This window comes from Neisseria sp. GT4A_CT1 (assembly GCF_000227275.1).
Classification (GTDB): Bacteria; Pseudomonadota; Gammaproteobacteria; order Burkholderiales; family Neisseriaceae; genus Neisseria.
In genome coordinates this window covers 364,611-384,385 of sequence record NZ_JH164964.1, presented here as the reverse complement: position 1 = coordinate 384,385, position 19,775 = coordinate 364,611, and the positions used below count along the sequence as shown (strand labels likewise).

General features: G+C 51.2%; 19 protein-coding genes and 2 pseudogenes. 10 read left to right on the top strand and 11 right to left on the bottom strand.

The genetic code is table 11. The features are described 5' to 3' along the window. The first annotated feature begins 186 nt into the window (after window positions 1-186). On the top strand, window positions 187-1,068 hold the full coding sequence (locus HMPREF1028_RS01730; RefSeq protein WP_009311082.1) for a carbohydrate kinase: 882 nt from the start codon (window positions 187-189) through the stop codon (window positions 1,066-1,068). A gap of 129 nt (window positions 1,069-1,197) precedes the next feature. Here HMPREF1028_RS01730 and HMPREF1028_RS01725 read toward each other — a convergent pair whose 3' ends face one another. From HMPREF1028_RS01725 to yajC, 4 genes are all read right to left on the bottom strand, one after another. After that, window positions 1,198-1,755, bottom strand: a complete 558-nt coding sequence (locus tag HMPREF1028_RS01725; RefSeq protein ID WP_003760879.1) for a nitroreductase family protein — start codon at window positions 1,753-1,755, stop codon at window positions 1,198-1,200. Between the two features lie 307 nt (window positions 1,756-2,062). Beyond that, window positions 2,063-2,998, bottom strand: a complete 936-nt coding sequence (secF, locus tag HMPREF1028_RS01720) for a protein translocase subunit SecF (RefSeq protein WP_003765733.1) — start codon at window positions 2,996-2,998, stop codon at window positions 2,063-2,065. A gap of 3 nt (window positions 2,999-3,001) precedes the next feature. Then, window positions 3,002-4,855 carry a protein translocase subunit SecD gene (gene secD, locus HMPREF1028_RS01715; protein ID WP_003765737.1) on the bottom strand — a complete coding sequence of 618 codons (1,854 nt, stop codon included), beginning with the start codon at window positions 4,853-4,855 and terminating at the stop codon, window positions 3,002-3,004. A 75-nt stretch (window positions 4,856-4,930) separates the two neighbouring features. Beyond that, entirely contained in the window at window positions 4,931-5,200 is a 270-nt protein-coding gene (yajC, locus tag HMPREF1028_RS01710) for a preprotein translocase subunit YajC (RefSeq protein WP_009311081.1), read from the bottom strand. A 231-nt stretch (window positions 5,201-5,431) separates the two neighbouring features. Between yajC and HMPREF1028_RS01705 the strand changes: the two genes are divergently transcribed. Both HMPREF1028_RS01705 and HMPREF1028_RS13140 read left to right on the top strand, forming a co-directional pair. After that, window positions 5,432-6,532 (top strand): histone deacetylase family protein, encoded by a 1,101-nt coding sequence (locus tag HMPREF1028_RS01705; RefSeq protein ID WP_009311080.1) that lies wholly within the window; start codon window positions 5,432-5,434, stop codon window positions 6,530-6,532. A gap of 78 nt (window positions 6,533-6,610) precedes the next feature. Further along, a complete protein-coding gene (locus tag HMPREF1028_RS13140; RefSeq protein WP_009311079.1) occupies window positions 6,611-7,129 on the top strand; it encodes a DUF4189 domain-containing protein in 519 nt (172 codons plus the stop codon). Window positions 7,130-7,287: 158 nt separating this feature from the next. Here the strand turns inward: HMPREF1028_RS13140 and HMPREF1028_RS15275 are convergent. The 4 genes and pseudogenes from HMPREF1028_RS15275 to HMPREF1028_RS01685 all read right to left on the bottom strand — a co-directional run. Then, window positions 7,288-7,353, bottom strand: a pseudogene (locus HMPREF1028_RS15275) (transposase); the annotation flags it as partial. Between the two features lie 68 nt (window positions 7,354-7,421). Beyond that, window positions 7,422-7,577 carry a 50S ribosomal protein L33 gene (rpmG, locus tag HMPREF1028_RS01695; RefSeq protein WP_003684373.1) on the bottom strand — a complete coding sequence of 52 codons (156 nt, stop codon included), beginning with the start codon at window positions 7,575-7,577 and terminating at the stop codon, window positions 7,422-7,424. 28 nt (window positions 7,578-7,605) lie between these two features. Beyond that, window positions 7,606-7,839, bottom strand: a complete 234-nt coding sequence (rpmB, locus tag HMPREF1028_RS01690; RefSeq protein WP_002216391.1) for a 50S ribosomal protein L28 — start codon at window positions 7,837-7,839, stop codon at window positions 7,606-7,608. Window positions 7,840-8,186: 347 nt separating this feature from the next. Further along, on the bottom strand, window positions 8,187-9,509 hold the full coding sequence (locus HMPREF1028_RS01685) for a peptidoglycan DD-metalloendopeptidase family protein (RefSeq protein ID WP_036528877.1): 1,323 nt from the start codon (window positions 9,507-9,509) through the stop codon (window positions 8,187-8,189). A 354-nt stretch (window positions 9,510-9,863) separates the two neighbouring features. Between HMPREF1028_RS01685 and HMPREF1028_RS01680 the strand changes: the two genes are divergently transcribed. Further along, the gene (locus HMPREF1028_RS01680; RefSeq protein WP_009311077.1) at window positions 9,864-10,844 is read left to right on the top strand and encodes a hypothetical protein; all 981 of its coding nucleotides are present in this window, start codon (window positions 9,864-9,866) and stop codon (window positions 10,842-10,844) included. A gap of 88 nt (window positions 10,845-10,932) precedes the next feature. Continuing rightward, a complete protein-coding gene (gene ribF, locus HMPREF1028_RS01675; protein ID WP_009311076.1) occupies window positions 10,933-11,886 on the top strand; it encodes a bifunctional riboflavin kinase/FAD synthetase in 954 nt (317 codons plus the stop codon). A gap of 273 nt (window positions 11,887-12,159) precedes the next feature. On the opposite strand, the gene HMPREF1028_RS01670 is transcribed toward ribF, so the two are convergent. Further along, a complete protein-coding gene (locus HMPREF1028_RS01670) occupies window positions 12,160-12,444 on the bottom strand; it encodes a hypothetical protein (RefSeq protein WP_009311075.1) in 285 nt (94 codons plus the stop codon). Between the two features lie 255 nt (window positions 12,445-12,699). On the opposite strand from HMPREF1028_RS01670, the gene HMPREF1028_RS01665 reads away from it, so the two are divergent. Beyond that, window positions 12,700-13,758, top strand: a complete 1,059-nt coding sequence (locus HMPREF1028_RS01665; protein WP_036528869.1) for an AI-2E family transporter — start codon at window positions 12,700-12,702, stop codon at window positions 13,756-13,758. Window positions 13,759-14,360: 602 nt separating this feature from the next. On the opposite strand, the gene HMPREF1028_RS01660 is transcribed toward HMPREF1028_RS01665, so the two are convergent. Next, complete coding sequence (locus HMPREF1028_RS01660) at window positions 14,361-15,926, bottom strand: SulP family inorganic anion transporter (protein ID WP_009311073.1); 1,566 nt, start codon at window positions 15,924-15,926, stop codon at window positions 14,361-14,363. Window positions 15,927-16,044: 118 nt separating this feature from the next. Beyond that, the gene (locus HMPREF1028_RS01655) at window positions 16,045-16,719 is read right to left on the bottom strand and encodes a carbonic anhydrase (protein WP_009311072.1); all 675 of its coding nucleotides are present in this window, start codon (window positions 16,717-16,719) and stop codon (window positions 16,045-16,047) included. Window positions 16,720-17,099: 380 nt separating this feature from the next. On the opposite strand from HMPREF1028_RS01655, the gene HMPREF1028_RS01650 reads away from it, so the two are divergent. The 4 genes and pseudogenes from HMPREF1028_RS01650 to HMPREF1028_RS01635 all read left to right on the top strand — a co-directional run. After that, complete coding sequence (locus HMPREF1028_RS01650; protein ID WP_009311071.1) at window positions 17,100-18,341, top strand: aromatic amino acid transporter; 1,242 nt, start codon at window positions 17,100-17,102, stop codon at window positions 18,339-18,341. A 104-nt stretch (window positions 18,342-18,445) separates the two neighbouring features. Continuing rightward, window positions 18,446-18,910, top strand: a complete 465-nt coding sequence (locus tag HMPREF1028_RS01645; protein WP_009311070.1) for a hypothetical protein — start codon at window positions 18,446-18,448, stop codon at window positions 18,908-18,910. Continuing rightward, the gene (gene gmhB, locus HMPREF1028_RS01640; protein WP_003761702.1) at window positions 18,907-19,485 is read left to right on the top strand and encodes a D-glycero-beta-D-manno-heptose 1,7-bisphosphate 7-phosphatase; all 579 of its coding nucleotides are present in this window, start codon (window positions 18,907-18,909) and stop codon (window positions 19,483-19,485) included. Before HMPREF1028_RS01645 ends, gmhB begins: the two co-directional genes overlap by 4 nt. An 83-nt stretch (window positions 19,486-19,568) precedes the next feature. Continuing rightward, window positions 19,569-19,775 (top strand): annotated as a pseudogene (locus tag HMPREF1028_RS01635) (1-acyl-sn-glycerol-3-phosphate acyltransferase); the annotation flags it as partial.

Here is a 19,775-nt window from a genome sequence, read left to right as displayed (position 1 = left end):
TCAACGCAATATTGTGATGAATCAAACTTCCTGACAGATAAACCCGCGATTGCTTGTCAGTCGGTAGATTTTAAAACATAATGCTTACGCGCCTAAGTATTGGAGTTTTACTACAAATACATGATGGGTAAGCCGTACGCAGCGCAGCAGTTCCAACCGATCAACTCAAAGCAAGGAAGGTCTAAAATGAAAGTAACCAGTTTCGGCGAAGTGTTGTGGGACGATTTTCCAAGCGGCAAAGTGTTGGGCGGTGCGCCGCTGAACGTTTTGGTCCGTTTGCAATCTTTCGGGGTCGATACTGCCATCATCAGCCGTCGAGGCGATGATGCCGACGGCGAAGAGCTGCTGCGCCAAATCCAAGCGAAAAACGTCAATACCGACCTGCTGCAAGTGTGCAAAGAATGCGATACCAGCCTTGTCAAAGTCATCCTGGACAAATGCGGCAGCGCGTCATACGAAATCGTATATCCCTGCGCGTGGGACCGCATCGTCGTCGAAGATGCCGCCTTGCAGCGTGTCGCTGAATCCGATGCCTTCGTGTTCGGCAGCCTTGCCACCCGCGACGAGATTTCCCGTGCGGCTTTAGACAAACTGATGGAAAAAGCCAAATTCAAAATCTTCGACGTCAACCTGCGCAAACCCCACTACGACACCGACCGCCTGCTCACCACCATGAAGCGTGCAGATATGCTCAAACTCAATGACGACGAATTGTACGAACTGTCCGCAATTTACGGCTCGCCCTACCACAGTATCGAACAAAACATCGCCTACCTCAACCGGTTGACCGGCGCACAAACCATCTGCGTCACCTTAGGCGGACACGGCGCAATTTTATACAAAGACGGCGAACTCTACCGCCACTGCGGCTTCCGCATCAAAGTTGCCGATACGGTCGGCTCCGGCGACAGCTTCTTGGCAGGGCTGACCTACAAACTGCTCAACAATGCCGAGCCGCAAGAAGCCATTACCTTCGCCTGCGCACTCGGCGCCCTAGTCGCTTCTAGACACGGCGCGACGCCCGACATTTCCTTGCAAGAAATCGAAAGCTTCATGAATCCGGCTTGATGTTTGCCATCAAAGGATGTCACAACAAAAGGTCGTCTGAAAACGGATTTTCTGTTTTCAGACGACCTTTTATATCGCCGATTCACTTTTCAGAATACAGACTCGTGTTAAGCCGATTCTTCAGGCTGTTTACCAAACCGTCACAAACTGCTCCAAATCGGTATTTTTTGCGCCACTGCCCGCCTCAGTCGGCGAACCAACCATCATCAGCCCGATGATTTTATCTTTGTCTTCACAACCAAACGCTTCGCGCAAGAGCGGGCTGTTGACCCACATTCCGGTAATCCACACATTGTCAAAACCTTGCGCGGACGCGGCAAGCTGCAGCCCGTAAGCAGCGCAGCCCGCACTCAGCATTTGTTCCCACTCGGGCTTGGGTTTCGCCACTTCGCGGTTGGGCGCAAAAGTCACGCCGATTACCATAGGTGCCATATTGCCGACTTTCTCGGCTTTTTTCATCGCATCATCGCCAAAATTCAACTCGGTAACCGTTTGGCGCAACAATTCGCGGAAACGTTGCAAGCCTGCCTCGCTTTGAATGACGGTAAAACGAAACGGACGCATATTGCCATGGTCGGGAACCTGCGTAGCCGCTTGCAGCATATATTCGAGCTGTTCCGCATTCGGCGCGGGAGCGGTAAGTTTTTTAGATGAACGACGTGTGGTCAAAAGTTGTAAAGCATCCATATTTTATCTTTCAATTCATTTGAAACAACGGAATCCATCTTAGACGGGATTCCTTGTGGAACCATCAAAACGATACAGGCTATATTCGGAAAATACTGGACAGATGGTGCAAACTGATTGACTAACGCTTAAAGTCTTGATAAGCGATTCTCTTCAGTTTGGCAGGAGCAAGCCTATCCGTTCAAAACGAACCCTCTATATAGCACAAAGCCGGTTTGAATGCCATGTTTGATGGCGCAACAAAAAGGTCGTCTGAAAACCTGTTGCCAAGTTTTCAGACGACCCCTTCAAATCGCAATCATAGCCATCAGACCACGACTTCTTCTTTTTTCTTCACTTCCTTCGCGATATTTTCGCGGCTCAGACCGAACATCAGCAAGAGCGGGCTGGCGACCAATACCGAAGAGTAAATACCGAACACAATGCCGATGGTCAATGCCATTGAGAAACCGTGCAACGCTGCGCCGCCGAACACCAGCATGGAAACGACCATTGCCTCGGTCGAGCCGTGGGTGATGATGGTACGGCTCATGGTGGCGGTAATCGCATTGTCGATGACTTGCGGAACGGTATGTCCGCGCATGCTCGGTTTGCGGAAGTTCTCACGGATACGGTCGAAGACGACGACGGATTCGTTTACGGAATAACCCAATACGGCAAGGATACCCGCCAACACGGTCAGTGAAAATTCCCATTGGAAGAAGGCGAAGCAGCCCAAAATAATCACGATGTCGTGCATATTCGCGATGATGGCGGATACGGCGAAACGCCATTCAAAGCGCATCGACAGGTAAACGATGATACCGGCCACGACGAAGCCTAATGCCATCAGACCGTTGGTCACCAGCTCTTCGCCGACCTGCGGGCCGATAAATTCGACTTGGCGCAGGGTAACGTCAGGCTGCTCTTTTTTCAGCAATTCCATAACCTGATTGGAAAGCTGTGCGGAAGTTACGCCTTCTTTGTTGGGCAGGCGGATCATGATGTGTTTATTCGTACCTAACGCCTGAACTTGGACATCGCCCATTTTCAGGGTATCGAGTTTTTCACGGGTTTTGTTGACGTCCACGCCCTGCTGATATTGCACTTCCATCACGGTACCACCGGTAAATTCGACGGAGAAGTTCAAACCTTTGGTAACGAGGAAGAATACGGCGGCAATGAAGGTTACCAACGAAATAAAGGTCGTCAGTTTGCCGTAGCTCATAAACGGGATGTCGCGTTTGATTTTAAAGAGTTCCATGTCTTACTCCTTGCCAGCCGCTGTTTCGGCTTTGGGTTTCCATACTGCGCCGATGGAAATGTTCTGCAATTTGCGGCGGCGTCCGTACCATAAGTTAACCAAGGCACGGAAAACGACGACGGATGAGTACATCGAAGTCAGGATACCCAGACAATGTACGACGGCAAAACCGCGAACCGGGCCGGAACCGAATACCAAGAGGGCGATACCGGCAATCAGCGAGGTCAGGTTGGAGTCGACAATGGTTGCCCATGCGTGTTGGAAACCGAGGTTGATTGCCTGTTGCGGCGGCACGCCTTCGCGCAACTCTTCGCGGATACGTTCGTTAATCAATACGTTGGAGTCAATCGCCATACCCAGCGTCAACGCCAATGCGGCAATACCGGGCAGCGTCAGCGTTGCCTGCATGGCAGACAAAATACCGACCAAGAACAAGATGTTGGTACTCAGGGCGATGGTCGAGAAGAAACCCATCAGGCGGTAGTAAACCACCATGAACAAAGCAACGGCGGTAAAGCCCCATAAGGTCGAATGGAAACCTTTTTCAATGTTTTCTTTACCCAAAGACGGACCGATGGTGCGCTCTTCCACGATTTGCATCGGTGCGGCGAGAGAACCGGCACGCATCAACAGAGAAATGTCATTGGCTTCCGCAGTCGTCATACTGCCGGAAATTTGTACACGTCCACCAGTAATGGCAGAGTTGATAACAGGCGCAGTAATGATCTCAGATTTACCTTGATCGATTAACACCATTGCCATACGTTTTCTGATATTAGCAGCAGTCAATTCACCAAAAATATTGGAGCCTGCACTGTCCAAACTCAGATTGACAACTGCTTTTTCCATTTGGTCAAAACCCGGCTGCGCATCGTTGATGTTGTCGCCGGTCAATTCAACCTGTTTGTTAATCAGCAAGGTTTCAGGATGATCGCCACCACTGGACAATAGCTCGAAACCGCTCGGAACATTACCTTCCAAAGCTTCGCGCACTTTGACAGGGTCGTCTTCCACCATGCGTACTTCCAAAGTCGCGGTACGGCCAATGATATCTTTTGCTTTGGCAGTATCTTGTACACCCGGCAACTGTACGACGATGCGGTCGAGGCCGGATTGCTGGATGACAGGCTCAGCCACGCCCAACTCATTGACGCGATTATGCAAAGTAGTGATGTTTTGTTTCACCGCATCGGAACGTACTTTGTTAATCGCTTCTTCGGACAATGTCAGCGTGATGTTATTGCCGTCGGCATTCAAATTTGCCTCAGGGAAAAGCTGACGCAGCTTAGGCATGGCTTTCTGTACGTCGGCAGCGTCCTGCATCGGGACAACCAAACCGTTTCCAATCTGACGGATGGTTCCGGTACGGATTTTTTCGCGGCGCATCTCGCGGCGGATGTCGCCCGAATAACGTTCAAACGTTTTCTGCATCGCGGCTTTCATATCCACTTGCATGGTGAAATGCACGCCGCCGCGCAAGTCCAAGCCCAAAAACATCGGGTTGGCACCGATTTTGGCCATCCATTCGGGGCTGTCCGCCAACAGGTTAAGCGCGGTGATATAGCCATCGCCCAAAGTGTTTTCGATAACATCGCGGGCTTTAAGCTGGGTTTCAGTATCTTTGAAACGCACTTTCAGCGAGTTGTTCGCAATAAATATCCCGTCGGTCTGAATACCTGCCTGTTTCAGCGCGGCATCGACTTTGGACTGGGTCTGCTCGTTAATGATGATGGCTTGTCGGTTGGTTGATACCTGCACTGCGGGCGTTTCACCGAAAAGGTTGGGCAGCGAATACACTACGGCAACCAAAATCGTGCACGCAATCAGCAGGTATTTCCATAAAGGATAACGGTTCATGGTAAACCTTCGATTTATTATGAAGACAAACAGCCGCGCTCAGCTTTCCGAGGCGGCTCTTAGCAAAAATACGGATTACTCGGCTTTGGCGGCAATCGCGTTACGTTCCACTTCGACTTCGATTTTTGCACCTTGACCGATGTCCACAGTGAAAAACTGTTCGCCAACTTTGGTAACACGGCCTTTGAAACCTGCTGCCAAAACAACCTTATCGCCGACTTTCAAAGCGGCAAGCATGGCTTGGTGTGCTTTGAATTTCTTTTGTTGAGGACGCATGATCAGGAAGTAGAACACCACCATAATCAGCACTAAAGGGGCAAATTGGGCCACAACTGATTGTTCCATAATTTATCCGTTTTCTAAGAGATTAAAATTAAGTAAAACACTGCTTGCGACAGAAAAAAGCATTGGTACAGCCGCAAAATTAAGCTATTCTAAAGGTCGTCTGAAAAATTTCCAAGCCTTTCCCTATTTATTAACCATATTTATCATGTCAGGTCGTCTGAAAATGAAGTTTCAACGACATTTAAAACCTGATTCCTTCCTACCAACGACAAGCCCCGCGCCCTTTTCCTCATGAAAAAACTCATTCGACGACTGCGTACGCGCCTACGCCGCCTCTTGGGTAAAAATGCGCGTACGGTCTGGATTTCTCATCCCGTTTTTGCGCAACACCAACCCGGCACAGGTCACCCCGACTCGTCCGAACGCACTGCCGTTATCGAGGCGGAGCTCAAACGTCAGGATATTTGGCGGCATCTTCAAACTGCCGAAGCCGAAGAAATCAGCGATACCCGCCTCGCCTTGGTTCACCCGCGCAAATATCTGCGCTCGCTCGAAGCCTGCCAGCCCCAACCGGACAAAATCTACCGCATCGACGACGATACCGTCATGAGCCATGGTTCGCTCAAAGCCGCCCGTTACGCCGCAGGGGCTGTCGTTCAGGCGGTAGATATGGTGATGAATAAGAAAGCATGGCACGCCTTTTGCGCCATCCGCCCACCCGGACACCATGCACACAGCGATAAAGCCGGCGGTTTCTGCCTATTAAACAATGTCGCAACAGGCGTCATGCACGCCATCGCCGAATATCGACTCCAACGCATCGCTATCATCGACTTTGACATCCATTACGGCGACGGCACAGCGGAAATCTTCAAAGACGACCCGCGCGTCCTGTTTATGAACCTTTTTGAAACCGACCTCTTCCCATTTCCCGAAACCAACCATTCCGCCAACGGCGCCAATATGTTGCACCTGCCTTTCGCGTCCAACACCGGCAGCCGCGTCTTCCGCACTACCGTACGCGAGCAATGGCTGCACAAACTGACCGCATTCAAACCCGAACTGGTCTTACTGTCCGCAGGTTTCGACGGACACAAACAAGACGAAACAGGTCGTCTGAACCTGCACGAAGCCGATTTCGCCTGGTTGACCCACAAAATCATCCAAGCTGCATCAAGCTGCCCCGGCAAAATCGTTTCCGTACTGGAAGGCGGCTACACACTCGAACCTTTGGCAAAATCCGCCGCAGCCCATATCGGCGTCTTAGCAGGACTACCCAAAGCAGGCTATGTCGCCGCTTATCAAAAGCATTTGAAACACGGTGGACAGAAGAAAGAAAATACTGCCCCTGCAAGCCAAATGGGTCGTCTGAAAACAGAAAACAGGTTTTAACTTGCTATTTCCGCATTAAAATATTTTCAAAAAATATAGTGGATTAACTTTAAACCACTATAAAAGATTGGACTGGTAATGAAAAAATTGCTTTTTATATTGTTGGGACTGACTAGCCTTAATGTTTATGCTGCTGACCCAACCTATGATGCAACCAGAGGCGCATTACAAAATAATTCGGCATTATGTCAGTATGGCTACAATCCCAACTGTGCGTCATCTCGTCAGCACCAACGAAAACAGCCTACGGAAATTGTTAATATCGATGTCCCTTCAAAATATGGTGCATGGGCTACCAACAACAAAACTGGAGTTTCAGGCGGTGCGATTGATATGGATTCCCGTGCGGCAGCAGAAAAAGCAGCCATCAAAAACTGTGAACAAGGTGGTCGTAATGCACCATGTAAAGTGGCTGTTTGGGTTCGGAATGGTTGCATTGCCGTTGCTCAAGGCAAGTCTGGTAAAAAATGGACTGCCTTTCCCAGCGCAAAAGAACCCGGTCTTGCGGAGGCTGATGCACTACGACAATGTCGAGCGTCTGGCAGCTCTCAATGTTCTATCGTTGCGAACGAAGGCTGCTCAATGCCGAAATACTGACATCATCAGTATGATTCAAGGTCGTCTGAACCTCTTTCAGCCGCAAGGTTCCGATTTCGGCTTTTATAGTGGATTAACTTTAAACCAGTACGGCGTTGCCTCGCCTTAGCTCAAAGAGAACGATTCTCTAAGGTGCTGAAGCACCAAGTGAATCAGTTCCGTACTATCTGTACTGCCTGCGGCTTCGTCGCCTTGTCCTGATTTAAATTTAATCCACTATACTTGAATCAAATACAAGAAACCAAGAAAAAAACCTCTGTCAGACAGAGGTTTTTAGTATTCAGAAACCGGATTATTTCAATTTGGTTTCTTTGTAGATAACGTGTTTGCGGGCAACAGGGTCAAATTTTTTGATTTCCAGTTTGCCGGGCATAGTGCGTTTGTTTTTGGTAGTGGTGTAGAAGTGACCAGTACCTGCACTTGACTCCAGTTTGATTTTATCGCGCATTGCAGTAATCCTTAATTAACAGTTTAAATTAAGCTTCGCCGCGAGCACGCAAATCAGCCAATACGACGTCAATGCCTACTTTATCAATGGTACGCAATGCAGCGTTAGAAACGCGCAGGCGAACCCAGCGGTTTTCACTCTCTACCCAGAAACGACGTGATTGCAAGTTAGGCAAAAAACGACGTTTGGTTTTGTTGTTGGCGTGTGATACGTTGTTGCCAGACATCGGGCGCTTACCGGTCACTTTGCAAACTCGTGCCATGGTTAGTCTCCAAACTTCTAAAATAGTAAAACGTGATTTATACCATAAAAAGCAGCATTCATTCAAGCTGTTTGATGAAAAAACGATTGTTTTCGAGAATGAGCCCCTTCAATGTTGTTTTCAGGGAACGCTGTTTCTTAAAACGTGACGGGGACGAATTATAGCGGATTTTGTTATCGAATACATTTGTTTATCCCAATCCTCAGCCCGCAATATCAAGAACGGGGTAAAAGTAAGCTAAAAATTAAGCTAAAAATATTGATGCGAATAGTCCGTATCAACCGCACCGAACATCAACAAAAAGGTCGTCTGAAATTTTTCAGACGACCTTTGTTCAGACAATCCTATCAGTCCAACTGTGCAACCGATACCGGCAAACCGCGCACTGCGGCAAGCATGGTATTGGCAGTTTTCTGCTGTTGGCGGAATGCTGCCATATTGGTAGGCGTCAGTTTTGGAGTCGGCAATGCAACAGTCGTCGGATTAACCGGCTGACCGTTCACGCGCGCTTCATAGTGAAGGTGGGGGCCGGTTGAGCGTCCGCTTGTACCGACGAAACCAATCACTTCACCTGCCCGGACATTACCTTCCGCCGGCGTAAATGCACTCATGTGACCATAAAGCGTCTCAACGCCATTAGAGTGTCGGATCATGACGGTATTGCCATAACCGCCTTTCCAGCCTTTGAAGGTAATCACACCGTCGGCAGATGCTTTAATCGGCGTACCTGATGGTGCGGCATAGTCAATACCGGTATGCATACGGACGGTATGCAAGACGGGGTGAACCCGGTAGCCAAACGGCGAGGAAATACGGGTATAGACGACCGGCTCGATATTGAATCCCTCTTTTTGCTGGAGGGATTTACCGTTTTGGTCATAATAGCTGCCGCTCTCTTCGTCGCCTTTGCCTTGGCTGTAATAATAAGCCTGATAAGTTTTCCCGCCTTTGACGATTTCAGCCGCCAGAATATCGCCGGTACCCATTTGCTGGCCGCGGAAATACATATTGTTGTACAGAAGACGCACGACATCGCCTTCCTGCAAATCCTCCAAGCTCAGCACGTCAGAGAAAATTTCGCTGAGTGACTCGCGGATTTCGACAGGTATTTCGGCCTGCGCCATCGCGCCGCGTGCGGAAGTCCGTACAACGATAGAGCGCAAAGTGGGCATGACTTTCATATCTACTTCAGAAGTAGACAGCTGCCATTTGCCTTTGACTTTTTCCAACGCGACAAGGTTTCGTTCCAATTCTTCATCGGTAAAGAATTGTACGTCCGTTACCTGACCTGATGAATCGACACGGATGTTGACGGATTGGTTGGCGCGCAAATGCTGCATATTTTGATCTGCGCTGTTTTTCGCCATGATCTGTTTGATGTCGGTCTGCGCCACACCCATACGCGCCAAAACGTCGGCAAGGGAGTCGCCCTGTTGGACAACTTCCTGCGCCCAATAGCTGGACTGGAAATTGTTGGTTTCAACATAAACGGCGGGCAATTCCTCAGAAATCCGCTCCAACGCAATGCCTTGAGGATTGGAAACCGGCTCAGTGACCGCATAGGCAGTCATTACTCCTGACACAGGCAGCAGGATGCCCAACAACGACCAACGTACGGGTTTGTTGTGCCAGAAACGGCGCATGAATGAAAATCGAGTTGTTTTAGTCACGCATTATCCTTCAATGCGGTAATAATCACTCTACCACCGCATTTCTTATGTCATTTGAAATTATTGAGTTTAATTGTTTATCTTATCAACCGTGTTTACGGTCTCTCCCAGACAATATATATACCAAGTGAATAAAATAAACAATCAAATTTACTCAGAACCGAGCATGATTATCGGGGCTATTCTTTTGATTTACACCCCTTTTTTCTGAAATTTACGAGAACTTGATTATAACATATGCACACTTCCAACTCAAAAACGTCATCCATCATCCGACCTGATAATGACATTGGTTATTTTGAGTATGTTGTATTTTCTCGCGTAAAATAAGCTTTTTCCGTTCTGACCACCGCCATGAATCTGACGCTTGCTCTCCCCTCTCTCAACCGTCAAAAAGATGAGACACTCCCTCCTCTCCAGCTTCCTGCTTTTAACCAAATCTTGCGATATGGGTTATTACATAAACAAGAAATGAAGCCGTCTGATTTTTATCGCCGGCATTTATGGAAGGGAAGCTTGTTGGCCCAAGTCAAAGAGATGGCGGGGATTCCACCGCATCAGGCGGCAGCGTTTGCCAGCCCGATATGGCAGCAAATGGGGTTGCACCAAGTCAGCGTAGTCAGCGGCGAACATCTGCAAATCACAAAAGAAGAAGCCGCTCGATTATGTTTGGAACTGTCTGAGTTTTACAGCAAAGAGGGTTGGCATTTTCTGCCTGTCCGTCCCGATTTGTGGCTGATTACTTTGCCATCGGAAAGCGATTGGGGGATTGCGCCGGTATTGGATATCTACGGACAAATCGGTTCGGCGGACCAAGCTGATGGAAAAGACGCCTTACAATGGTTGGGAATGCAGACTGAAATTCAAATGTGGCTGCACCAACACCCGCTCAACGCCGTCCGCACTCAAAACGACACCCCTACAATCAACGGTCTTTGGCTGTGGCAGGATTTAACGGGGCTGCGATCTGCGGACTTCGTCGCTTCCGACAGCATTTGGGCGCAATTTTCAGACGACCCCCGCTTGGATGCACCTTATGATTTTCAGGCTTGGCTGGATGCGGTTGCTGAATCGAGCATTCATCCCGCCAACCCTGTCATTTTTCTGGACGACTTGGCTGTTACGGAGCAAACAGGCGATATTCAGACATACCAAGAAATTTTAGAAAGCTGGGAAACCCGCTGGTTTGCCCCGCTTTGGCAGGCAGTCTCGCAAGGTCGTCTGAAAAATCTGTCTATCAGCACCGACGGTGAAAACGGCGGAACTTTACGCATCACGCCGTTTTCAAAATGGAAATTCTGGCACCCGAAAAAAACATTTACCGGCAGATGGTAATGCGCCCGCCCCGCCTCGCCGCCCTGTTTATAGAAACACCAATAACGTTTACAATACGCGACCATTCCACTATTTGCACACACCGCCCATGAAAATCCGACTCGGTCAGCACAATGCACCTGATTTTCCGCAAGGAGCGGCCGTCACGATCGGTAATTTCGACGGCGTACACCTCGGTCACAAACACATCCTGCAAAAACTCAAAAACGAAGCCGATTCGCGCAACCTTCCCGTTATCGTCGTCATTTTCGAGCCGCAACCCAAAGAATTCTTCTCCCTAAAAGCAGGCTTTACGCCCCCATGCCGCATCGCCCCTTTGCGTACCAAGCTGGATTTGTTGAGCGATACCGGCTGTATCGACGCCGTATGGGTGCTGCGTTTCAACCAAGAATTTGCCGATATGAGCGCACAGGATTTCATCGACAAACTGTTGCGCCAAACACTCCACACACGCTACCTGCTTATCGGCGACGATTTCCGCTTCGGCGCCGGACGCGAAGGCTGTTTCGACTTATTGAAGCAGCAAAGCGATATACAAACCGAACGCACGCCTTCCGTCATCGTCGAAGACATCCGCACCAGCAGCACAGCCGTGCGCGAAGCCTTGACAGACGGCAATTTGGCGTACGCCAAAAAACTTTTGGGCCACGATTACGTTTTGAGCGGCAAAGTCAAACACGGCAAAAAACTCGGCAGAACCATCAACGCCCCTACCGCCAACATCCAACTTCCGCCCCACCGCTATCCCCTGCGCGGCGTATTCGTCATCGAAGCGGACGGTACATTCGGCACACGGCGCGGCGTTGCCAGCTTCGGACTCAACCCGACCGTCAGCAGCAACAATTCGCAAAAACTTGAAGTCCATTTGTTTGATTTTGAAGGCAATCTTTATGGACAACGTTTGAAAGTACGTTTCCTGCACAAACTGCGTGACGAACAAAAATTCAGCAATATCGAAGCATTGAAACGGCAAATCGAACAAGATATAAAAGAGGCGAAACAATGGCAGGAAACGGATTATAGTGGATTAAAATTGCAATGATACGGCGTTGCCAACGCCCTTATGTACTACCCGTACACGGCGGGCGTTGCCGCCTTGTCTCATTTTTATTTTAATCCACTATAAAAGCATCTGCGGCCATTGTCGGATAAAAATGAAAAAGGTCGTCTGAAATCTTTTCAGACGACCTTTTTCACAATATGCAGACATCAGCCTGCGAGATTTCTAATGGCCTAAATTCAAAAAGGACGACAACCATCAAAACGGTGCGCGGGGAACAGAATCCCTCTTTTAATTCAGTCCACTATATCCTACTTATTTAGCAGCAGGAGCCTGTTCTTGGGCGGCAGCAGGTGCAGTTTCGGTAGTAGTTTTACCTTGACCGGTCAGCGGGCTGGCAGCTTCGGCTTCCGGTGCAGCAGTTTCAGCAGCTTTGTCGGTTTTCAGGTCGTTGGCTTGTTTTTTAGCTTTGTTGGCTTTTTTGTGAACGTGTTCTGCTTTAGCGGCTTTGCCGGAAGCAGGTTGGGCCATAGCCACAGGAGCAGCGATCAAACCGGCAGAAACAAGAACGAGAGAGGTCAATTTAGACAATGTTTTCATGTGTAATATCCTTTCGGGAAATTTGTCTGATAAAATCATTCCGTCAAATGCCAAATGGCAATTTGCGTAAAGACAACCGCATAACCACTTGGTGCGATTGAGTTTTTATTGTAACGGTTTGTTTGTAAACCGAAGTCAGCTCGAGCGAAATTGAAATAAAGTTTCAAAAGGAGGGTTAACCCCCTTGTCCTGCTTTATTAATCGCACCTCATAGCTTGATTGTTTAAATTTATATATTTCATGGCATTACATCCGATGATTTTCGAACACCCCCGATTCCGCAATGCATCCTACATCCTGATGGGGCTTGCCCTGCTTGCGGTGCTGTATTTCCACTTTTTGCCGCTTTTGCTCGCCGTGATACTGACCTACGTCTTCATCACCAAGACCAACGGCCTGATTCTCTGGCTGCGCCGCCGTACGCTCGCGCGTAATACGTTTCTGCACAAATCGCTCAACGCGCACAATATCAACTTGATTTCGACCACGCTGACCATAGGCATCGTATTGACGGTTATCCTATTGATGTCGCTGGGGATTTACCACCTGATTCACGGCGGGCACATCACCGTGATGCTGACCAAGCTGGCGGCGATTCTGGAAGACACGAAAAACAGCAGCAGCCTGCCGCAGTCGGTTTTGAACATGCTGCCCAACAATACCGCCGAAATCAAAGCCTATGCGGTCAAATTGATTGAAGAATACAGCGCCGCGCTGACGCGCATCAGCAAAAACAGCTTCACCTCGTTCGTGTATATCCTTATCGGCATCATCATCGGCGCGATGCTCAGTTTCCACCGCCTCAACATGCGCAAAAACCGCCGCAAAATGCCGCCCTTCAAGGCAGAACTGGTGTGGCGGATTGTGAACTTCGAAACCAGCTTCGAGCGCGTGTTTCTGGCGCAGGTCAAAATCTCGCTGATCGATACCGCGCTGACGGGCGTGTACCTCTATCTGATCCTGCCGCTTTTCGGCGTCGAGTTGCCGTTTAAAATAACCGTGTTGGTGATCGCCTTCATCGTCGGGCTGATTCCCGTCGCGGGCAACCTGATTTCCAACACCATCATTATCATCTTGAGCCTCGGCGCGTCTTTATATGTAGCGGTCGCCTCGCTGGTGTTTCTGGTCGTCATCCACAAGCTCGAATACTTCCTGAACGCGAAAATCATCGGTTCGGAAATCGAATCAAGCGCATGGGAACTGCTGGTGGCGATGGTCGTGTTCGAACGGATTTTCGGCGTCGGCGGCATCATCGTCGCACCGGTTTATTATGCGTATCTGAAGAATGAGTTGAAGCAGCAAAAGCTGATTTAGATAGTGTTTGAAATATAGATGAAAGGTCGTCTGAAAAGCTCGAAATAGGTTTTTCAGACGACCTTTTTCAGTTACAGCAACCTGATCCCTTCCCCCGTCCGGCGGGGGAAGGTTAGGATGGAGGTGGTTTGCGGATATACAGCATAAAGGGCAAGAACCATCCTCTCCCCAACCCTCTCCCGCCGAACGGGAGAGGGGCGAATTCTCGTGGGCAAAGCCCACGCTACGATTGTTATCCCACAAATCAACACAAAAAATTCCGCTATGGGTTTTCTCCAACTTTAGGCGTTGCCCGACGGTGTAGCGTGGGCTTTGCCCGCGAATCCTGCTGTTTCTTAAATATTTCGTTATGTTTCTTTTCTGTCGGACAAAACAGCCGATTCATCAGCCTCCGTCATTCCCGCGCAGGCGGGAATCCAGACTCCAAAAGGCCGCTGCAATTTTTAAAGATTTCCATAGCTTCCAAAACCTAGATTCCCGCCTGCGCGGGAATGACGAAGCCGGTATTTTCCATTTGCATCTGCTAAAGAGGTCGTCTGAAAATCCCCAAACAGGTTTTTTCAGACGGCCTCTTTCTTTTCCTACTCATTCCAACCCGACTTCTAAATACTCGCGCTGTGCCCTACCCGCACATGGCTGTGGTGGTCACGGCCTTCGTGGTCGTAGTCGGATTTGAAGCCTTTGAGCACGACGTCTATGTCGTTTTCTTTAGCGAAGACGTTGGCGAAGTCTTCAATCAGTTCCAATACGTCGCCGGCGATGTAGGACGAGCGTTCGGCGTTGATGGTTACTTTCGAACCCGGACGGATGTTTTTCAGGGTTTTCTTGATGGCGGCTTTGTTCAGGAACGAGACTTCTTCCGCCAGTTCCAAGCTGATTTCGTCGGCTTCGGCGAGTTCTTCGCGGCTGAGGTAGTAGGCGCGTTTCATGTTGCCCTGAAGGATGAAGATAATGCTGATGGCGAGCCCGATGCCGACGCCTTTGAGCAGGTCGAGCGCGACGACGGTGACGAGGGTGGCGGCAAAGGGGATGAACTGGTACAGCCCTTTATGCCAGAAATGCAGGAGAGTGGCGGGTTTCGCCAGTTTGTAGCCCACCAGCAGCAAAACGGCGGCGAGGGTGGACAGGGGGATCATGTTGAGGATAAAGGGAATCGCCAAAACGCACACCAACAACAAGACGCCGTGGATAACGGCAGACAGTTTGTGCGTCGCGCCTGCATTGGCGTTGGCGGACGAACGCACGACGACGGAGGTGATGGGCAGGCCGCCGATGAGCGAGCTGACGATGTTGCCTGCGCCCTGCGCGCGCAATTCGCGGTTGGTGTCGGTAATGCGGCGGCGGGTGTCGAGGCGGTCGGCGGCTTCGATGCAGAGCAGGGTTTCAATCGAGGCGACGATGGCGATGGTGATGCCGGTCATCCAGACGTAGCTGTTGCCGAAACCTGAAAAGTTGGGCAGCGTGAGCATAGCTGCGGCTTCGCGCCATGTGTCGGGGACGGGCAGTTGGACGAGTTGTCCGGCGGGAATGGCAAGGCTGCTACCGCTTGCAACGAACCATTGGTTCATCAGTATCCCCGCGCCCACGGCAACCAGCGCGGCGGGCAGGGCTTTGATGTTTTTCAGCGCGGGAATTTTGTCCCATACGATTAGGATCGCCATCGACACGCCCGCTACCAAAAGGGAGCCAGCATGAATGTCGGCGAACAGGGCGGCGGGGTCGGCGAGGCTGCCGCTGCTGCCCAAGGCAAACGGAATCTGTTTCATGATGATAATCACGCCGATGCCCGCCAACATGCCTTCGATAACGGACACGGGGATGTATTCGGCAAGGCTGCCGGCGCGGATGAAGCCGAGCAAAAGCTGGATGGCACCGGCGATTAAGCCCGCGCACAGAAACAGCTCGAACGAACCGAGTTCGGTAATCGCGGCAAGGATAATCGCCGCCAAGCCTGCGGCAGGGCCGGAAACGCTGATATGCGAGGTGCTGAGTGAACCGATGACGATGCCGCCGACGATGCCCGCCAATACGCCGGACAACGGCGGCGCGCCGGAAGCAAGCGCGATGCCGAGGCACAACGGCAGGGCGACGAGGAAGACGACCAGTCCGGAAGCGAAATTGGACTTAAACAGGCTGCCCAAAGGTTGTTTTTTCTGATGGGGTTTCATGGTGAGGGGTACTCCTGATGTGTGTATGTTTTTGTATTTGAGAGGTTTGGGGCAAATCAAGGTCGTCTGAAAAATCAGGACGCTTGTTCAAACTGCTTTTCAGACGACCTCCAAGCCATCAACCCGCTTTCTTGCGCGCGTTGACCACCCATTCGGAATCGGTAAGGTCGTAGATTTTCTGGATGTCGGCGAGGATGTTTTTGAAGTCGATGTTCAAATCGATGAGGCGGCCAGTGCGCAGGTCGAAGACCCAGCCGTGCACGATCGGATAGCCGTCGAGCAGGTAACGTTCCTGCACGCATGCCATTTTGATGACGTTGAGGCACTGCTCCTGCACGTTCAATTCGACCAGGCGGTCGTAGCGCAGGTGTCCGTCCTCAATCGCGTCCAGTTCTTCCTGATGCAGGCGGTACACGTCGCGGATATTGCTCAACCACGGATTCATCGTGCCGAAATCTTCGGGCAGCATCGCCGCTTTGATGCCGCCGCAGTTGTAGTGGCCGCAGATGATGATGTGTTTGACTTTCAAATGCGAGACGGCGTATTCGATAGCGGAAGCGGCATTCATGTCCAAACCGTGCACAAGGTTGGCGACGTTGCGGTGCACGAACACATCGCCCGGCTCAAATCCCATCAGTTCTTCCGCCGCGACGCGGCTGTCGGAGCAGCCGATGTAGAGGTATTCGGGATTTTGTCCGTCGGCGAGGTCTTTGAAGTAATCGGGGCATTGCTGCCTCTTCGTTTCCTGCCATTTGCGGTTATTTTCAAAAATGACTTCATATGATTGGCTCATGCGGCTTCCTTTCTGCTTGATGTGTCGTCTGTTTTTTTGTTACCGCACCCTGTTTCGGATGCGGCCTCTGTAAGGGTTGCGCATTCTAGGAAGGCAAAATTAGAGAAAAATTAGCCATAAAATGCCGTATAAATATGTAAATTCGGCATTTTCAAGCAAAAGGTCGTCTGAAAACCCTTTTTCAACCCAACCAAACAAAAAAGGAGAAACCGCCGTTTCTCCCTATCTTTCAAAAAATTAAATCGTCCTCATCCACACGCCGCCGCCCTGCCCGAAAAGTTCCCTACTGCCTATCATGCCCCTGCAATTTTCAGACGACCTCCTTACCAATCCTTACACTTTACGGCATAATGGCGGACTGTTTTTCCGAGGAGAATTCCATGTCCGTCAAAACCCCGTCGCTTTTCGGCGGCGCCATGATTATCGCCGGTACGGTCATCGGTGCAGGCATGCTTGCCAACCCGACCGCCACCTCCGGCGTCTGGTTCACAGGCTCGCTGATTGTGTTGCTTTACACTTGGTTTTCCATGCTCTCCAGCGGCCTGATGATCCTTGAAGTCAACACCCACTATCCACACGGCGCCAGCTTCGACACCATGGTCAAAGACCTGCTCGGCCCGACTTGGAACGCCATCAACGGCATCGCTGTCGCCTTCGTTTTATACCTGCTCACCTACGCCTACATCTTCGTCGGCGGCGACTTAACTGCCAAAGGGCTGGGCAGCGCGTTCGGTGTAAAAATCCCTCTGACCGTCGGACAACTTGTCTTCTTCGGCATCCTCGCCTTTTGCGTGTGGGCATCGGCACGATTGGTCGACCGCTTCACCAGCGTTCTCATCGGCGGCATGGTGCTGACTTTCATCTGGGCAACCGGCGGGCTGATTGCCGATGCCAAACTGCCCGTCCTCTTCGACACCCAAGCCCCCGCAGGCACGAGCTATTGGATTTACGTCGCCACCGCCCTGCCCGTCTGCCTCGCCTCCTTCGGCTTCCACGGCAACGTTTCCAGCCTGCTCAAATACTTCAAAGGCGACGCGCCCAAAGTGGCCAAATCCCTCTGGGCAGGAACGCTGATTGCGCTTGTGATTTACGTCCTGTGGCAAATCGCCATCCAAGGCAACTTGCCGCGCAGCGAGTTCGCCCCCGTGATTGCCGCCGAAGGGCAAGTCTCCGTCCTCATCGAAACCCTGTCCAAGTTCGCCCAAACCGGCAGCATGGACAAAGTGTTGACCCTCTTCTCCTACATGGCGATTGCCACCTCCTTCCTCGGCGTAACGCTCGGCCTCTTTGACTACATCGCCGACATCTTCAAATGGAACGACAGCGTGTCCGGCCGCACCAAAACCGCCGCCCTCACCTTCCTGCCGCCCCTGATTTTCTGTCTGTTGTATCCAACAGGCTTCGTTACCGCCATAGGCTACGTCGGTCTGGCGGCAACCATTTGGACCGGCATCATCCCCGCCATGCTACTCTACCGTTCGCGCAAAAAATTCGGCGCAGGCAAAAACTACAAGATTTACGGCGGATTCGGACTGATGGTTTGGGTTTTCCTCTTCGGCGTCATCAACATCGCCGCGCAGGTATTGAGCCAGCTCGAACTCGTCCCCGTGTTCAAAGGCTGACAAGCAAATCGACACCCCGGAGGTCGTCTGAAAACAGATTTCAGACGACCTCTCCCGTTTTCCGTTACAATAAACACCCTCCGAATCACAGCACACGACCGTCCATGTACGACAACATCCGCTTCCACCTAGACGAAGAATATCCCGAAGGCCTGCCGTCCGAAAACGCCGCCACGCATATCGGCATGTACTGGATATGGGCGGCGCAGGCAGGGCTGGCGAATCCCGTTTGGCAAACCGCCCCCGAAAGCGCGGAAGATTTCGCCAATATGCTCAAAGGCAGAACCAGCGGCCGCCGCTTCCTGCTCAAACACATGGACGGCGCGCTCACGCCCGACGACTTCACCGAACAAGGGCAGAAATTCACCTCCTATTACTACGACAATGAAGAAGACGGCTACGGCGCATTTTTAGAAGACTACGTTCGCACCCTCGACACCCCGTCGCTCGGCAGCTTCTACCACGTCCCCAACACCCCCGAAATCTACAAACGCCTCAAACCCGTCTTCCAAGCAGCGTTTGAACAATGGAAAAACAATTTGGCATCCACAGTCGGAGAGCAACCGTGAAACTCATCATCCTCGACCGCGACGGCGTCATCAACCAAGACCGCGACGACTTCGTCAAATCCGTAGACGAATGGATACCCATCGAAGGCAGCATGGACGCCATCGCCTTCCTGACGCAGGCAGGCTACAACATCGCCGTCGCCACCAACCAATCCGGCATCGGCCGCAAATACTTCACCGTCCAAGACCTGACCGAAATGCACGCCAAAATGCACCGCCTCGTCCGTCAGGCGGGCGGCGAAATCGACGGCATCTGGTTTTGCCCGCACACCGCCGCCGACAACTGCGACTGCCGCAAACCCAAACCCGGCATGATTTACGACATCCTCGAACGCTTCAAAGCCGACCCCGCCGAAACCTGGCTGGTCGGCGACAGCCTGCGCGACCTGCAAGCCATGCACGAAGCCGGAGGCAAAACCGCGCTCGTCATGACCGGCAAAGGCAAGAAAACCCTGTCGCAACAGGAAAAAGAATTACCCGAAAACACCCAAATCTTCGACAGCCTGCTCGCCTTCTCCCAATACATCATGCACGAAGCCGCACAAGACCGTGCAGACGGACAGGCAAACCCGTAAATACACGAGGTCGTCTGAAACTCTGTTTCGCCCCGTTTCAAGCACAAACAAGATTTCAGACGACCCATCCGACAGGTAAAAACATGCTCCTCATCCGCAACCTGACCTACTGGTTCATCCTCAGCACCAGCCTGATTTTACTTTTCCCCTTCATGCTCCTCGCCCTGCCCGTCCAAGGCGGCGCGCACAAAATGGCGCAAATCTGGGTACGCATCCTCAACTGGTCGCTCAAACACATCATCGGACTCAAATACCGCCTCATCGGTGCCGAAAACATCCCCGACCGCCCC

Coding starts and splice junctions, on each gene's coding strand:
- HMPREF1028_RS01730 (WP_009311082.1), top strand. CDS start 187: ATGAAAGTAACCAGTTTCGGCGAAGTGTTGTGGGACGATTTTCCAAGC.
- HMPREF1028_RS01725 (WP_003760879.1), bottom strand. CDS start 1,755: ATGGATGCTTTACAACTTTTGACCACACGTCGTTCATCTAAAAAACTT.
- secF (WP_003765733.1), bottom strand. CDS start 2,998: ATGGAACTCTTTAAAATCAAACGCGACATCCCGTTTATGAGCTACGGC.
- secD (WP_003765737.1), bottom strand. CDS start 4,855: ATGAACCGTTATCCTTTATGGAAATACCTGCTGATTGCGTGCACGATT.
- yajC (WP_009311081.1), bottom strand. CDS start 5,200: ATGGAACAATCAGTTGTGGCCCAATTTGCCCCTTTAGTGCTGATTATG.
- HMPREF1028_RS01705 (WP_009311080.1), top strand. CDS start 5,432: ATGAAAAAACTCATTCGACGACTGCGTACGCGCCTACGCCGCCTCTTG.
- HMPREF1028_RS13140 (WP_009311079.1), top strand. CDS start 6,611: ATGAAAAAATTGCTTTTTATATTGTTGGGACTGACTAGCCTTAATGTT.
- rpmG (WP_003684373.1), bottom strand. CDS start 7,577: ATGCGCGATAAAATCAAACTGGAGTCAAGTGCAGGTACTGGTCACTTC.
- rpmB (WP_002216391.1), bottom strand. CDS start 7,839: ATGGCACGAGTTTGCAAAGTGACCGGTAAGCGCCCGATGTCTGGCAAC.
- HMPREF1028_RS01680 (WP_009311077.1), top strand. CDS start 9,864: ATGAATCTGACGCTTGCTCTCCCCTCTCTCAACCGTCAAAAAGATGAG.
- ribF (WP_009311076.1), top strand. CDS start 10,933: ATGAAAATCCGACTCGGTCAGCACAATGCACCTGATTTTCCGCAAGGA.
- HMPREF1028_RS01670 (WP_009311075.1), bottom strand. CDS start 12,444: ATGAAAACATTGTCTAAATTGACCTCTCTCGTTCTTGTTTCTGCCGGT.
- HMPREF1028_RS01665 (WP_036528869.1), top strand. CDS start 12,700: ATGATTTTCGAACACCCCCGATTCCGCAATGCATCCTACATCCTGATG.
- HMPREF1028_RS01660 (WP_009311073.1), bottom strand. CDS start 15,926: ATGAAACCCCATCAGAAAAAACAACCTTTGGGCAGCCTGTTTAAGTCC.
- HMPREF1028_RS01655 (WP_009311072.1), bottom strand. CDS start 16,719: ATGAGCCAATCATATGAAGTCATTTTTGAAAATAACCGCAAATGGCAG.
- HMPREF1028_RS01650 (WP_009311071.1), top strand. CDS start 17,100: ATGTCCGTCAAAACCCCGTCGCTTTTCGGCGGCGCCATGATTATCGCC.
- HMPREF1028_RS01645 (WP_009311070.1), top strand. CDS start 18,446: ATGTACGACAACATCCGCTTCCACCTAGACGAAGAATATCCCGAAGGC.